This is a genomic window from Streptomyces sp. IBSBF 3136 (genome assembly GCF_036815105.1).
GTDB lineage: Bacteria > Actinomycetota > Actinomycetes > Streptomycetales > Streptomycetaceae > Streptomyces.
Genome location: NZ_JAJSZC010000124.1, coordinates 1 through 14,448, shown reverse-complemented (window position 1 = coordinate 14,448; position 14,448 = coordinate 1). Strand labels below are relative to the sequence as shown.

Here is a 14,448-nt window from a genome sequence, read left to right as displayed (position 1 = left end):
GCGCCCCGGAACGTCCGTCCTACCGGTGGCCGCCGGCCCCGCGCCCGCGAGCCCGGACCAGCGCGCCCACGCCGTCCAGGACGCGGTCCAGGCCGAAGGCGAACTCCTCGGCACTGCCGGTGGGTTCGTCGAGCACCCCGGCGTCGATCACCCGGTTCAGCGCCGGGAACCGGGCCGGGTCCGTCAGGGCCCGCACGAGCCGGCCGTACGAGGCCATCGCGGCCCGCTCGTCCGGCGCCGCGGCGAGGAAGGACTGCCGGACCTCGGCCGTCACCGTCGCCTCGTTGCGGATGTAGCCGCTGAGCAGCATGATCACCGACAGCTTCTCTCCCTCGGGGAGCGCGGTCCCGGCCAGCCGGGCCAGACCGTGCTCCAGCCAGTTCAGCTGATGGGGAGTCACCGGCGGTCCGCTCACCGGTACGTGCAGGACCCAGGTGTGCTCGTCGAGGATCGCGTGCTGTTCGCAGGCCCAGCTCCGCAGGCCCTCGCGCCAGCCGCCGTCCTCCGCGGGCGGGGAGGGCGGTGTGCGGTAGATGGCGTCCACCATGAGCAGCAGCAGGTCCTCCTTGGAGGCCACGTAGCGGTACAGGGACATGGCGGAGGCGTCGACTTCGGCGGCCACCCGGCTCATCGAGACGGCCGCCAGGCCCTCCGCGCCGGCCACCGCCACCGCGGCGTCCACGATGCGCGGCAGGCTCAGGGCGCGTCTGGGTCCCTTGGCCGGCCGTTCGCGCAGTCCCCACACGTCGGCGAGATGGGCGGGCATCCCCTGGCTCGTGCGCCCTTCCAACGTCGTCACCTTCCGTCGCGGTGCGGAATCCCGCCGGGATGGAATCCGGCCTAGGGGTGGTCGTCGCGGATCAGCCGGGCCGTCCGCAGCTCCACCAGCCATTTCTGAACAGCCGTCAAGGTTTCCGCCGGGTCTTCCTGCCACATTTCGGCGATTTCGTCGGTGGCCAGATGCGGGTCCCCGCCCCACCGCTGCAATGCGATCCAGGCGACCGTGAACGGGGGTGGATAGAAGTGGTCCTTCCCCGTCAGTCCGTCGCACAGAACCAGCCAGCCGTCCGGATTCACCGTGACCTCGACACCGCGTTCCCGGTACAACGGCACGCCTGCCCTCCAAGTCATCGATCCCTCGCATGCGAACGTCGTCCCGGACGCGAGGAGTTGGGCTTCTTCGCAGTTCAGGACGCGGGTGGACACCGGACTGTGTATGGGATACGCTCAATAGCGTACGGTACACGCAGATCGCCTTCAAGATGCTGCGGACATGCTCTCCGGATGGCGAGGGGTGCAACGGCGAATGATCCACGAAATGGCTATCGAGGCCCGTGGGCTACGGAAATCCTATGGAAAAGTACAGGTGCTCGACGGCGTCGACATAAACGTGCGAAAGGGCAGTGTCTTCGCGCTGCTCGGGCCGAACGGCTCCGGAAAGACGACCACGGTCCGTATTCTGTCGACGCTGACTTCCCTGGACGCCGGAGAGGCGAAAGTCGCCGGTTTTGACGTCACCCGGGAGCGGCGCAAAGTCCGGCAGCGGATCACGCTGACGGGGCAGCAGGCGGCGATCGACAAGAACCAGACCGGTGCGGAGAACCTCTACATGATGGCCCGGCTGTCCGGGCTTTCCCGGCAGGAGGCGCACGAGCGCGCGCGCTACCTGCTGGAGCGGTTCGATCTCACCGAGGCGGGCGGCCGCAAGCTCAGCACGTACTCGGGCGGTATGGCCCGCCGTCTCGACCTCGCGGCGAGTCTGGTCAGTTCACCCTCGGTGGTGTTCCTCGACGAGCCGACCACCGGCCTCGACCCGCGCAGCCGGCAGGCGCTGTGGGGCGTCGTCGCGGCCCTCGCCGCGGGCGGGCTCACCGTCTTCCTCACCACGCAGTACCTGGAGGAGGCCGACCGGCTCGCGGACCGCATCGCCCTGCTCGACGGCGGCAAGGTGGTCGCCGAGGGCACCCCGGACGAGCTCAAGGAACGGGTCTCCGGACAGCGCCTCGACCTCGAACTCGCCGACCGGGCGGCCTACGACACCGTGCTCGGGCTGCTCGGCGAGCGGACGGTCGCGCAGGACCCCGGCCTGCTGACGCTCGGCGTGGCCTCGGACGGTTCGGCCCGGCGGGTCCGTGCCCTGCTCGACGAGGTCGACCCCGAGGGCGACCGGGTCGCGAAGTTCCACGTCCACAGCGCCACCCTGGACGACGTGTTCCTGGCGCTGACCGGCCGCACCGCCAACGCGGAGGCGGACGAAGCGAAGGAGACCGCCGGTGTCTGAGAGCATCGCGCTGACCGCGAGGCCGCGTTCCGTCGGAACGGTGTCCAGCCTGCTGACGATGATCGGCCGGTGCACCCGCCTGACGAGGCGTGACGTCGACGCGCTGATCATGTCCCTCATGCTGCCGATCATGATGATGGTGCTGTTCGTCTACCTCTTCGGCGGGGCGATCCAGACCGGCGGCGACTACGTCACCTACGTGGCACCCGGTGTGCTCCTGCTGTGCACCGTGTGGGGCGCGGCCCAGACCGGCGTCGGCGTCGCCAACGACATGAGCACCGGCATCGTCGACCGGTTCCGGTCGATGGACGTCAGCGGCGCCGCCATGCTGGGCGGCCACGTCATGGCCAGCATCATCAAGAACATCACCTCGACCTTCGTGGTGATCGGCGTCGCCCTGCTCATCGGGTTCCGCCCCAAGGCCGACACGCTCCAGTGGCTGGCGGCCGCCGGCGTGCTGGTGGCGTTCATCCTCGCGATGTCCTGGCTCGCCGCCGTGGTCGGCCTGCTCACCAAGTCCACCGACGCGGCGGCGAGTTTCGCCTTCGTGATGATGTTCCTGCCGTACATCAGCAGCGCCTTCGTACCGATCAAGACGCTGCCGAGCTGGCTGCAGGGCGTCGCCGAGCACCAGCCGTCCACGGCCATCATCGAGAGCGTCCGCGGCTTCCTGCTCGACCGGCCGGTCGGTGACCACGCCTGGATCGGGCTCGTCTGGTCGGGCGGCATCCTCCTGGTGTCCGTCGTGCTGGCCGGCGTCTTCTTCCAGCGCCGCGCCGACTGACACGACGGCGGCTTCCCCTCCCCGCACAGCCGAAGGCGGCCTCCACGACACGACGTCGCGGAGGCCGCCTTCGTGCCGCTTCAGGACTCCTTGCGCCACCAGACGCCGACGCTGTCGGCCGCCTTGATCTCCTCCTTGATGCCGTGCGCGTCGCGGTACTCGTGCACCGCCGTACGGCACCCGTCCATGTTGTAGTCGTCGATGATGACGAAGCCGCCCGGCGACAGCTTGGGGTAGAGCGCCGACAGCGAGTCCATCGTCGAGACGTACAGGTCGCCGTCCAGTCGCAGCACGGCCAGCGACTCGATGGGCGCGGCCGGCAGCGTCTCGCTGAACCAGCCCTCCAGGAACTCGACCTGCTCGTCCAGCAGGTCGTACGACTTGAACACCGCCCGGACCGCGTCCGCCGACACACTGAGCACGGTGTTGAGGTTGTGCAGGGCCATCTCCTGGTCCAGCGGGTGACTGCCGTCGCCCGACTCGGGCACGCCCTCGAACGAGTCGGCGACCCACACCCGCCGGTCCTCCACCCCGTGCGCCTTGAGGATGGCGCGCATCAGGACGCAGATGCCGCCGCGCCACACACCGGTTTCGATGAGATCGCCGGGCACGCCGTCGGCGAGGGCGCTTTCGACGCAGTACTGCACGTTGTCCAGGCTCTCGGGGCTCACCATGGTGTGCGCGCTGAACGCGGCCGGCCGGGCCTCTTCCTCGTCCGCCGCGGCGCCTGGACCGGCCGGCCAGGCGGACGGGGTGTCCATCTGGATCCGGTTGGTGAGCACCTTCTTCAGCAGCTCCAGATAGAGCCCGGTACCGGTGTCGGTCATGTCGCCTCCTGCGATGACGGTGTCGGTCGCACCGCCGGCCCGGCGCCCTGGCGCCCTTCCGGCCGGCGGCCTACGGCGTGCGCGACGGCCGACGCGGCAAGGCGAATGGCGGCGCACTCGGGGCAGACCGTAGCCACGCGCGGCGCACGGCGACCCCCCTTCCGCCCCCTAACCAGGGCGCGTGCCCGAGCGCGTGCGGCTGAGCGCGTGCGGCCGAGCGAGGGGCGGCCGCACGCGGGGCAGCCGCACGCGGGGCGGCGGCCGGCACCGGCGGCCGGCACCGGCGAAGGAACGGCAGGGGAACCGGCGGANCGGGGCGGCGGCCGGCACCGGCGGCCGGCACCGGCGAAGGAACGGCAGGGGAACCGGCGGACGGACTCAGCCGCGCGGCTGGTCGATCAGCACACCGATCCCGTCGAGGATGCGTTCGAGACCGAAGACGAACTCGTCGTCCGGGCCTGCGGGTTCGTCCAGGACGCCCGCGTCGATCACCTTGTTCAGCGCGGGGAATCGGTCGGGGCCGACCAGCCGGCGCACGAGCTGCCCGTACGACACCATGGCGGCCAGCTCGTCGGGCGCCTTCGCCATGAACGTCGCCTCGACGTCCGCCGAGACGGTCGCCTCGCTGCGCGTGTAACCGCTCAGCAGCATGATCACGGACAGCTTGTCGCCCTCGGACAGCGGGGTGTCGCCCAGGCAGTCCAGACCGCGCTCCAGCCAGATGATCTGATTCGGCGTCACCGGCGGTCCCGTGATCGGGATACGCAGCGCCCACGTGTGCTTGCGCAGGATCGTGTGCTGCTCCCAGGCCCACCGCGACAGGCCCGCGCGCCACCCCTCGTCCGGCGTCTGCGGCGGCGAGGGGGGCGTCTGGTAGATCGCGTCCATCATCAGGACGAGCAGCTCGTCCTTCGAGGCGAGGTACCGGTACAGCGCCATGGTCGAGGCGCCCAGATCGGACGCGACGCGGCTCATCGAGACGGCGGACAGCCCCTCCGAGGCGGCGATCGCCACGGCGGCGTCGACGATGCGCTGAAGGCTCAGACCGCGCTTCGGTCCCTTGGTCGGCCTCTCCCGCAGACCCCATGCCTGGCCGAGGTAGCTCGGCAGGGCTGGCTCCCCGCTTGCGTCCATCGACTCACTTCCTTCGCGAGGTCCTGCCCGGGGACAGAACCGGTCGTCCTGCGGCTCAGTCTATGCGGTGACCGTCCGCGACCGAACAGGGCTGCGCCGGCGTACGCGCGACGGCACCCACGCTGACCTGTCCAAACGCCCCGGCGCCCGGCCGGCCCCGGGCGCGGCGGCGTGCGCGGGCGGCGGAGTCGCGGGCGGCGGACCCCACGGCCCGGCCGGGTACGGGCCGCCCTCCAAGGACCATACGTCACCCCGCGCCGCCCCCGGCATGCACCGCGTAGGGGCGACCCCAGCCGACGCCGCCGGACGGTGTTAGGGGTTGCCGGGCGACCTTAGGGGGGTCTCCCGGCTCCCCGCCCGACCGGTGCGCGCTTGGATCGAGCCACGATCCCAGAGAGGACATCCAGCCGATGACCGAGAACGCCGAGACCGGCAGTGCCACCGGGTCCCTCCCGGTGTTCCCGCTCGACCGCAGGAAGTGCCCGCTCTCGGTTCCGCGGGAATACGAGGCGATGCGCACCGACGAGCCGGTCGCCAAGGTCGTCAACCGCATGACCGGCAAGCCCGCGTGGGCGCTGACCCGCTATGCGGACGTCCGCCAGGTGCTGGGCGACCCGTCGATGAGCTCCGACGCCCGCAACCCCGGCTACCCGCACCAGTTCCAGGTGCCGGAGGAGATGCTGCCCTACATCGCCTTCCCGTTCGCGGCCATGGACCCGCCCGAGCACACCGTGCGCCGCCGGATGGTGATCCCCGAGTTCACGGCCAAGCGGATCGCCGAACTCAAGCCGCGCACCCAGGCCATCGTCGACGCGCGCATCGACGCCATGCTGGCCAAGGGCGGCCCGGTCGACCTCGTCGCCGAACTCGCCGTCCCCGTGCCGTCGCTCCTGTTCTGCGAGATGCTCGGCGCCGACCCCGAGCACATCGGCTACTTCCGGAACTACGCCGAGACCACCACCGGCCACGACTCCAGCATGGAGGCGGTCGCCGGCGCCATCGCCGAGATGGACGAGTTCCTCGACGAACTGATCACCGAGAAGACGAAGAACCCCGGCGAGGACCTGCTCAGCCGGATCGCCGCCAAGCTGCCCGAGGAGCCCACCCTCGAACACGACGACCTGGTGGCCATCGCCCGGCTCCTGGTGATCGCCGGCTCCGACACCACCGCCAACATCATCTCGCTGGGCACCCTCACCTTCCTCGAACACCCCGAACAGTTGGAGGAGGTACGGCGGGACCCCTCGCTGCTGCCCGGCGCCATCGAGGAACTCCTGCGCTTCCTCAGCATCCTGGACTCGGCGACCGTGCGCGTCGCCACCAAGGACATCGAGCTGGCGGGCGGCGAGACCGTACGCGAGGGCGAAGGCGTCCTCGCCCTCAACGGCGCCGCCAACTGGGATCCCGGCCGGTACCCGGAGCCGCACCGCTTCGACATCCACCGCGACGCCGAGGGCCACATGGCGTTCAGCCACGGCAACCACATGTGCCCCGGCGCCAACCTCGCCCGGATGCAGCTGGACGTGGTGTTCCGCACCCTGTTCACCCGCATCCCCGGCCTGCGCCTCGCGGCACCCGCCGGCGACCTGCCCTACATGTTCGACGCCCACGCCTACGGGCTCCACGAGCTGCCCGTCACCTGGTGACACGGGAGTGAGGACGATGCGGATCTCCGTCGACCGCGAGGCGTGCGTGGGATCGGGGAACTGCGTATTCCACGCACCGGGCGTGTTCGACCAGCACCCCGACGGCCGGGTGCTCCGCCTCGTCGAGGAACCCGACGAGGCACTGCGCGCCGCGACGCTGACCGCCGCCGCGAACTGCCCGGTCCACGCCATTTCCGTCAACGACGCATGAGCCGCGCGAGCTCCCCGGCGAGCTCCGCCGCTCCACGAGACCTTCCCGGGAACGGGGTTCGGAGCAGAAGATGATCAAGCTTCCCGAGGCGGACGGCACCCTCACCACCTACGAACCGGACCACACCGCCCAGGTGCACCCGGCCGACCCCACTCCCTTCCGCACCAGGTCGATGCTGGCGACGGCCCACGTGCTCGCCGACCCGCTGGCCGACAACGAGCCCCTCGGCCCCGTCGGCCCCACCCCGCCGCCGCAGACCCTGGACTGGGACGCCACCCTCGCCTTCCGCCGGCACCTGTGGGCCCACGGCTTCACCCTGTGCGAGGGCATGGACACCGCCCACCGCGGCATGGGCCTCGACTGGCCGATGGCAGCCGAACTCATCCGCCGCTGCGGCGCCGAGGCCAGGGCGGTGGGCGGCCGGATGGCCGCCGCCGTCCTCACCGACCAGATCGAACCCTTCGAGCCCTGCACCCTCAAGGACGTACAGACCGCCTACGAGGAGCAGCTCGCCGTCGTCGAGGAGGCGGGCGCCCAGCCCGTCATCATGTGCAGCCCCCACCTCACCGTCGCCGCCCGCGGCCACGACGACTTCGCCGAGGTGTACGGCGCCCTGATCCGCCAGTCCAGCCGCCCGGTGATCCTGCACTGGATCACCTCCGAGTGGGACCCCCGCAACACCGAGTACTGGGGCCACGAGGAACCCGAGCCCGCCTACGACGCCCTCCTGGACATCGTCCGCGACCACCCCGGCAAGGTCGACGGCGTCAAGATCGGCCCCGCCGAACTCGACCGCCAGATCGCCTGGCGCGCCAAGCTGCCCGACGGAGTGAAGTTCTACACCAGCGACACCACCGACTACGCACGGATGTTCGTCGGCGACGAGCGCGGCCACAGCCACGGCCTCACCCCGGTCATCGACCCGGTGATCCCGCTCGCCGCCCAGGCGTTCCGCGCCCTCGACGACGGCGACGAGGCCAAGGCCGCCGAACTCCTGGAGGCCACCCTCCCGTTGAACCGGCACCTGTTCAGCGGCGAGGGCCGCAGCATCTACTTCTTCCGCACCGGCGTGACCTTCCTCGCCTGGCTGTCGGGGCACGCACCGCACTTCCGGATGGTGTGGGGCGAGCAGTCGGCGCGGTCCGTGCCGCACCTGGCCACCGCCTACCGGCTGGCCGACCGGGCGGGCGCCTTCCCCGACCCGGAACTCGCCGAACAGCGGATGAAGCTGTTCCTCGCCGTCTCGGGGGTCGACCAGTGACCCGGGCACTCGTCCTCGGCGGCGGCCTCGCCGGCATGCTGGCCGCCGCCGCCCTCGCCGACACCGTCGACCAGGTCGTCGTCCTGGAACGCGACACCTTCCCCGACGCCCCCGAGCCCCGCCGCGGACTGCCGCAGGGCCACCACAGCCACATCCTCATGCGCGGCGGCGTCGAGGCCGTCGACGAACTGCTGCCCGGCACCGTCGACCTGCTCTACGCCGCCGGAGCCAAGAAGCGCGGCCTGCCCCACGGCGCCCTGGCCCGCGGCCCCGAAGGCTGGATGGAACGCATAGACACCGACGCCTACCTGCTGCTGTGCAGCCGCGACCTGCTCGACCACGTCGTCCGCCGCCAGGTGCTGCGCGACGGCCGGGTCACCGTCCGCGAGGCCACCAAGGTGCTCGGACTGATCGGCGGCGCCTCCCGGGTCACCGGCGTGCACGTCGAGACCGGCGACGGACAGGAGCGGCTCTACGCCGACCTCGTCGTGGACGCCACCGGACGCGGCTCCAGCGCCCCCGCCTGGCTGACCGCGCTCGGCCTCCCCCAGGTCCGCGAGGACGTCGTCGACGCCGGAATCACCTACGTCAGCCGGTGGTTCGAGGCGCCGCCCGGCGCGAAGGACGACTTCCCCGGCGTGATGATCCAGATGACCCCCGGCACCGGCGAGCCCGGCCGGGGCGCCGGACTGCTGCCGATGGAGGAAGGCCGCTGGATCCTCAGCCTGTTCGGCAGCCGGGGCGGCGAACCCCCCAACGACGAGGCCGGTTTCGCACGGTTCGCCCGTGAGCGGCACCACCCGATCATCGCCGACCTCATCGCCCAGGCGACCCCGGCAGGACCGATCCGCACCTACCGCAACATCCCCGACCGCAGGCGCCGCTACGAGAAACTCGCCCTGCCCGAGGGCTTCGTCGTCATCGGCGACGCCGCCTCGGCACTCAACCCCGTGCACGGCACCGGCATGTCCGTCGCCGCCCAGTGCGCCCGCCTGCTGCGCGACGAACTCACCGACGGCGGCCTGCGGCCCCGACTGTCCCGTCGCGTCCAGGCCGGCATCGCCCGGATCAACGGCGGTGCCTGGCGGCTGGCCACCAACACCGACCAGGGCCTGCCCGACGTCCGCGCCAACGTCCGCCTCCAGGGCGGTGCCCTCGCCGACCGCATGGCGGCCCGCGTCGCCCGCACCGGTTGCCGCGACCGTGACGTCATCAACGCCGTGTTCGGCGTGGCCTCCCTGGTCAAGCCGATGACCGCGATGATGTCCCCGGCCTTCCTGCTGGCCGTGCTGCGCGGGCCGCGCAAACCCGCGCTCACCGCCGAACAGGCCATCGCCCAGTTCCCGGAGTTCGGCGACCTGCTCCCGTACGGCGCGTCGGACCGGCCCACCCGCAACCCGGCATGAGCGCCCGGCACACGGAACCGGCCGGCGCCCCGACGGTGGTCCCCTGGGTGCTGTCCGGCCGCGGCCCGCAGGCACTGAGCGCACAGGCCGCCCGCCTCGCGGCCCACGTGACGGACGGCGCCGGCACCGGCAGCCCGGTCGACATCGGTCACTCCCTGCTGACCACGCGCGCCCGGCTCGGACACCGTGCCGTGGTCCTCGGCCGGGACCGCACCGAACTCCTCGCGGGTCTGCGCCTGCTGGCCACCGGCGAACGCGCCGACGACGGCGCGGCCACCGCGGTGTCCGGCACGGCACTGCCGGACCCACGCGTGGCGTTCGTGTATCCGGGCCAGGGCTCCCAATGGCGCGGCATGGCCCGCGAACTGCTCGACACGGCACCGGCGTTCACGGACCGGATCGCCCGGTGCGCCGCGGCCCTCGGCCCCTTCGTGGACTGGGACCCCGGCAGCGTGCTGCGCGACCCGGAGTCCCCCCTGTGGGACCGCGTCGACGTGGTGCAACCGCTGCTGTGGGCGGTCATGGTCTCGCTGACCGCGCTCTGGGAGTCGTACGGCGTACGGCCCGCCGCCGTCGTCGGCCACTCCCAGGGCGAGATAGCCGCCGCCTGCGTGGCCGGCGCGCTGTCCCTCCAGGACGGCGCCCGGGTCGTCGCCCTGCGCAGCCGGCTCATCCGCGCCGAACTCGCCGGTCTCGGCGGAATGCTCTCCGTGCCGCTCTCCCACGCGGACGCCGAACCACGCCTGGAACCGTGGGCCGGGCGCCTCCAACTGGCCGCCGTGAACGGACCCTCGTCCGTCGTCGTGTGCGGCGAAGTCACCGCCCTGGACGAGCTGTTCGAGGAACTGACCACCGAGGAGATCCAGGCACGCCGGATCGCGGTGGACTACGCCTCCCACTCCCACTACGTCGAGACCCTGCGGGACGCCCTCCTGGACGCCCTCGCCCCGGTACGGTCCCGGACGGCGGACATCGCGTTCTACTCCACACTCACCGGCGGCCCCCTGGACACGGCCGAGCTGACCGCGGACTACTGGTACCGCAACCTGCGCGGCACCGTACGCTTCGCCGAGGCCACCCAGGCACTCCTGGCCGACGGCTTCCGCGTCTTCGTGGAGTCCAGCGCTCACCCCGTGCTCACCAGCGCCGTCCAGGACAGCTGCGAAGCCGCCGGCGTCGACGCGGTCACCCTCGGCTCACTGCGCCGGGAGGCGGGCGGCCTCGACCGCTTCGCCCTGTCACTGGCCCAGGCCCACGTCCGGGGCGTCCCGGTGGACTGGACAGCCTTCCTGCCGGGCGCCCGGACCGTCGACCTGCCGACCTACGCCTTCCAGCGCAAGCGCTACTGGAAGGACCCGGCCACCAGGACCGCGCACCGCACCGTCGCGGGGCAGCGCGCCGTCGACCACCCCCTGCTGTCGGCCGCCGTGGAACCGGCACACGCCGGCGGGACCCTGCTCACCGGAAGGCTTTCCCTCCAGGCCCAGCCGTGGCTCGCCGACCACCAGGTGTTCGGCACGACCGTCGTGCCCGGCGCCGCCCTCGTCGAACTCGCCCTGTGCGCGGGGGATCAGCTGGACTGCCCGCTGCTCGGTCAACTGACCCTGCGCACCCCGCTGATCCTGCCCGAGCAGGGCGGCCTGGCCGTCCAGGTAGCCGTCGAACCACCCGACGCCTCCGGCCACCGGCCGTTCACCGTGCACTCCGGCGTGACCGAGGACGCGGGGCCCTGGACCCTGCACGCCGAGGGCACGCTCACCGACCGGACCGGCGACCCGACGGAGCAGTTCGACTTCACCGCATGGCCCCCGCCCGGAGCGACGGCGGTGGACGCCACCGACGCCTACGCCGACCTGGCCGCCCAGGGGTACGGCTACGGCCCGGCCTTCCAGGCCGTCACGGCGATGTGGCGGCGCGGCGACGAAACCTTCGCCGAAGTGCAACTGCCCTACGGAGTACGGGCGGACGCCGAGCGCTACCTGCTGCACCCAGCCCTGCTGGACGCCTGTCTGCACCCGGACGCACTCGCCGGACCCGACGCAGCTGCCCGGCTCCCCTTCGAATGGACCGACCTGCGCCTGCACGCCGTGGGCGCGGACGCACTCCGGATCCGGATCGCTCCGGGCCCCGACGGCGGCGACCGGCTCGACGCCGCCGACCCGACCGGAAGCCCCGTCCTCTCCCTGGCGGGACTGTCGACACTGCCGGTGTCGCCCGACCGACTGACGTCCGTGCGACGCGCGTCGACGGTTCAGCCCTTGAGTCTGGAGTGGGTTCCGCTCGCGGTGGAAGGCGCTGGCGCCGTGGGCCCGGGTGGTGCGGCCGGTCCGGGCGAGCCGACGCCCGACCTCCCCGACCTCGACGCCGCGCGCGCCGCCTCGGACGAGGCCGCGACCGCGCCCGAGACGGTGGTCTGGGCGGTCGACAGGCCCGACCGGGCGGCACCCGCGCTGGACGTCGCCCACCAGACGGCACGCGACGCGCTGACGGTGGTCCAGGACTGGCTCGCCGACGAGCGCTTCTCCGCGTCCAAGCTGGTCGTACTGACCACGCGAGCGCTGTCGGTCACAGGGGACGCGCATCCGGCCGACGTGGTGCTCGCCCCCTTGTGGGGGCTGGTTCGCGCGGCCGTCGCGGAGAACCCGGACCGGTTCGTCCTGGTCGACACCGACGAGCACACCGACTCGGCGCGCGCCCTCGCCACGGCCGTGGCCTGCGGAGAGCCGGAACTGGCCCTGCGAAACGGTACTGTTCTGGCCCCCAGACTGACGAAGTCACCGCTGGTCCCCGGTGATACACGCACCCTGGACCCCGAGGGCACAGTGCTGATCACCGGCGGGACCGGTGGTCTGGGTGGGCTGGTCGCACGGCACTTGGCGACCGATCACGGCGTGCGGCGGCTGGTGTTGGTGAGTCGTCGCGGTGTACGGGCCCCGGGAGCGGGGGAGCTGGTGACCGAGCTGCGAGGGCTCGGTGCCGAGGTAGTGGTGGCGGCCTGCGACGTGTCGGACCGGTCGGCGCTGGCCGAGGTGCTGGACGGCATTCCGGCTGAGCGTCCGCTGACCGGTGTGGTGCACACGGCCGGGATGCTGGACGACGGCGTGGTGGCGTCGCTGAGCCCGGAACGGCTGGACGCGGTACTGCGCGCGAAGGCGGACGCGGCCTGGCACCTCCACGAGCTGACCGCCGACCACGACGTGGCCCTGTTCTGCCTCTTCTCGTCGGCGGCGGGCACGGTCGCCCCCGGCGGCCAGGGCAACTACGCGGCGGCCAACACGTTCCTCGACGCCCTCGCCGGACACCGCAGGGCCGCCGGACTGCCGGGTCAGTCCTGCGTCTGGGGCATGTGGTCCCTGGACACCGGCATGACCGGCCACCTCGACGAGACCGCCCTGCGCCGCCTGCGCCGACAGGGATTCGGCGCGCTGTCGGCGGCGGACGGCCTGGCGCTGTTCGACGCGGCCGTCGCATCCGAGGCCACTGTCCCGGTCCTGATGGACCTGGAGCTGCCCGGCCTGCGCACGCGCGCCGCCTCCGGCACCCTGCCCGCCGTACTGAGCGCCCTGGTCAGGGCCCCTCGCCGTCAGGCGGGCGGGACCGTCACCGGTGCCTCGCTCGCCGACCGTCTGGCCCGGCTCGCGGACGAGCAGCGCCGGCCGATGCTGCTCGAACTCGTGCGGCGCGAGATCGCTGACGTCCTCGGCCACGCGTCGGTCGACGGAGTCGCGCACGACCGCGCGTTCAAGGAGCTCGGCTTCGACTCGCTGACCGCTGTGGAACTACGCAACCGGCTGAACGCCGTGGCCGGTCTGCGACTGCCCGCGACACTGGTGTTCGACCATCCGACGGCCACCGCGGTCGCCGACCACCTGTACGCCCTCCTGCTGGGCGCGACGAACAGGCGCGCACCGGCCGCGCCCGCCGCCCGGACCGATGACGAGCCGGTGGCGATCATCGCCATGGCGTGCCGCTTCCCTGGCGGGGTGTCCTCGCCGGAGGAGCTGTGGCGGCTGGTGGAGTCCGGGGTGGACGCGGTTTCCGACTTCCCGGCGAACCGGGGCTGGGACGTCGCGGGGCTCTACGATCCCGAACCGGGCACACCCGCCAGGACGTATGCGTGGTCGGGTGGATTCCTGCATGAGGCGGGGGAGTTCGACGCGGACTTCTTCGGCATCAGCCCGAACGAGGCGCTGGCGATGGATCCGCAGCAGCGGTTGCTGCTGGAGACGTCGTGGGAGGCGTTCGAGCGGGCCGGCATCGACCCCGCCGCGCTGCGCGGCAGCGCCACCGGCGTCTTCGNAGCGGTTGCTGCTGGAGACGTCGTGGGAGGCGTTCGAGCGGGCCGGCATCGACCCCGCCGCGCTGCGCGGCAGCGCCACCGGCGTCTTCGCGGGGCTGATGTACCACGACTACGCCAACAGTTCGGCCGCCGGCGCGATCGCCTCGGGCCGGGTGGCGTACACGTTCGGCCTTGAGGGCCCGGCGGTCACCGTGGACACTGCGTGCTCGTCGTCGCTGGTGGCCCTGCATCTGGCGGTCCAGGCCCTGCGCAACGGCGAGTGCACCCTCGCTCTGGCCGGTGGCGCCACCGTGATGGCCACCCCCGAGGTGCTGCTGGAGTTCAGCAGGCAGCGCGGGCTCTCACCGGACGGCCGCTGCCGGTCGTTCGCCGCCACGGCGGACGGGACCGGGTTCTCCGAAGGTGCGGGCGTCCTGCTGGTGGAGCGCTTGTCGGACGCGCGTCGCCTGGGGCATCCGGTACTGGCGGNCCGGGTTCTCCGAAGGTGCGGGCGTCCTGCTGGTGGAGCGCTTGTCGGACGCGCGTCGCCTGGGGCATCCGGTACTGGCGGTCGTGCGCGGCTCGGCGGTGAACCAGGACGGTGCGTCGAACGGTCTGA

At 72.2% G+C, this 14,448-nt stretch carries 10 protein-coding genes and 2 pseudogenes; 8 read left to right on the top strand and 4 right to left on the bottom strand.

Going from position 1 to position 14,448, the window contains the following annotated elements:
- Window positions 1-19: 19 nt before the first annotated feature.
- Complete coding sequence (locus V7E45_RS24520; RefSeq protein WP_443056158.1) at window positions 20-790, bottom strand: TetR/AcrR family transcriptional regulator; 771 nt, start codon at window positions 788-790, stop codon at window positions 20-22.
- 50 nt (window positions 791-840) lie between these two features.
- Window positions 841-1,206: a hypothetical protein gene (locus tag V7E45_RS24515; RefSeq protein WP_333776357.1), complete on the bottom strand. Its 366-nt coding sequence runs from the start codon at window positions 1,204-1,206 to the stop codon at window positions 841-843.
- A gap of 100 nt (window positions 1,207-1,306) precedes the next feature.
- Here V7E45_RS24515 and V7E45_RS24510 point away from each other — a divergent pair, with 100 nt between their 5' ends.
- Together V7E45_RS24510 and V7E45_RS24505 are read left to right on the top strand one after the other, a co-directional pair.
- On the top strand, window positions 1,307-2,281 hold the full coding sequence (locus tag V7E45_RS24510; protein WP_333776356.1) for an ATP-binding cassette domain-containing protein: 975 nt from the start codon (window positions 1,307-1,309) through the stop codon (window positions 2,279-2,281).
- A gap of 40 nt (window positions 2,282-2,321) precedes the next feature.
- Complete coding sequence (locus V7E45_RS24505; RefSeq protein WP_317447765.1) at window positions 2,322-3,065, top strand: ABC transporter permease; 744 nt, start codon at window positions 2,322-2,324, stop codon at window positions 3,063-3,065.
- Window positions 3,066-3,145: 80 nt separating this feature from the next.
- Here V7E45_RS24505 and V7E45_RS24500 read toward each other — a convergent pair whose 3' ends face one another.
- Both V7E45_RS24500 and V7E45_RS24495 read right to left on the bottom strand, forming a co-directional pair.
- The gene (locus V7E45_RS24500; protein WP_333776355.1) at window positions 3,146-3,892 is read right to left on the bottom strand and encodes a TylF/MycF/NovP-related O-methyltransferase; all 747 of its coding nucleotides are present in this window, start codon (window positions 3,890-3,892) and stop codon (window positions 3,146-3,148) included.
- Window positions 3,893-4,270: 378 nt separating this feature from the next.
- On the bottom strand, window positions 4,271-5,026 hold the full coding sequence (locus V7E45_RS24495; protein WP_333776354.1) for a TetR/AcrR family transcriptional regulator: 756 nt from the start codon (window positions 5,024-5,026) through the stop codon (window positions 4,271-4,273).
- 410 nt (window positions 5,027-5,436) lie between these two features.
- On the opposite strand from V7E45_RS24495, the gene V7E45_RS24490 reads away from it, so the two are divergent.
- From V7E45_RS24490 to V7E45_RS40665, 6 genes and pseudogenes are all read left to right on the top strand, one after another.
- A complete protein-coding gene (locus tag V7E45_RS24490; protein ID WP_333776353.1) occupies window positions 5,437-6,672 on the top strand; it encodes a cytochrome P450 in 1,236 nt (411 codons plus the stop codon).
- A 16-nt stretch (window positions 6,673-6,688) separates the two neighbouring features.
- Window positions 6,689-6,883, top strand: coding sequence for a ferredoxin (locus tag V7E45_RS24485; RefSeq protein ID WP_333776352.1), 195 nt, complete (start codon window positions 6,689-6,691; stop codon window positions 6,881-6,883).
- 70 nt (window positions 6,884-6,953) lie between these two features.
- Window positions 6,954-8,144 carry a DUF993 family protein gene (locus V7E45_RS24480; RefSeq protein ID WP_333776351.1) on the top strand — a complete coding sequence of 397 codons (1,191 nt, stop codon included), beginning with the start codon at window positions 6,954-6,956 and terminating at the stop codon, window positions 8,142-8,144.
- Window positions 8,141-9,550: an NAD(P)/FAD-dependent oxidoreductase gene (locus V7E45_RS24475; protein ID WP_333776350.1), complete on the top strand. Its 1,410-nt coding sequence runs from the start codon at window positions 8,141-8,143 to the stop codon at window positions 9,548-9,550. Before V7E45_RS24480 ends, V7E45_RS24475 begins: the two co-directional genes overlap by 4 nt.
- Window positions 9,547-11,754: pseudogene (locus V7E45_RS40670) on the top strand (acyltransferase domain-containing protein); the annotation flags it as partial. The gene V7E45_RS24475 and the pseudogene V7E45_RS40670, both read left to right, overlap by 4 nt.
- Before the next feature lie 273 nt (window positions 11,755-12,027).
- A pseudogene (locus tag V7E45_RS40665) lies at window positions 12,028-14,448 on the top strand (type I polyketide synthase); the annotation flags it as partial.

What these genes read in the sequence shown, in the direction of transcription:
- V7E45_RS24480 (WP_333776351.1), top strand. Translation starts at nt 6,954, where the DNA reads ATGATCAAGCTTCCCGAGGCGGACGGCACCCTCACCACCTACGAACCG.
- V7E45_RS24495 (WP_333776354.1), bottom strand. Translation starts at nt 5,026, where the DNA reads ATGGACGCAAGCGGGGAGCCAGCCCTGCCGAGCTACCTCGGCCAGGCA.
- V7E45_RS24485 (WP_333776352.1), top strand. Translation starts at nt 6,689, where the DNA reads ATGCGGATCTCCGTCGACCGCGAGGCGTGCGTGGGATCGGGGAACTGC.
- V7E45_RS24500 (WP_333776355.1), bottom strand. Translation starts at nt 3,892, where the DNA reads ATGACCGACACCGGTACCGGGCTCTATCTGGAGCTGCTGAAGAAGGTG.
- V7E45_RS24510 (WP_333776356.1), top strand. Translation starts at nt 1,307, where the DNA reads ATGATCCACGAAATGGCTATCGAGGCCCGTGGGCTACGGAAATCCTAT.
- V7E45_RS24490 (WP_333776353.1), top strand. Translation starts at nt 5,437, where the DNA reads ATGACCGAGAACGCCGAGACCGGCAGTGCCACCGGGTCCCTCCCGGTG.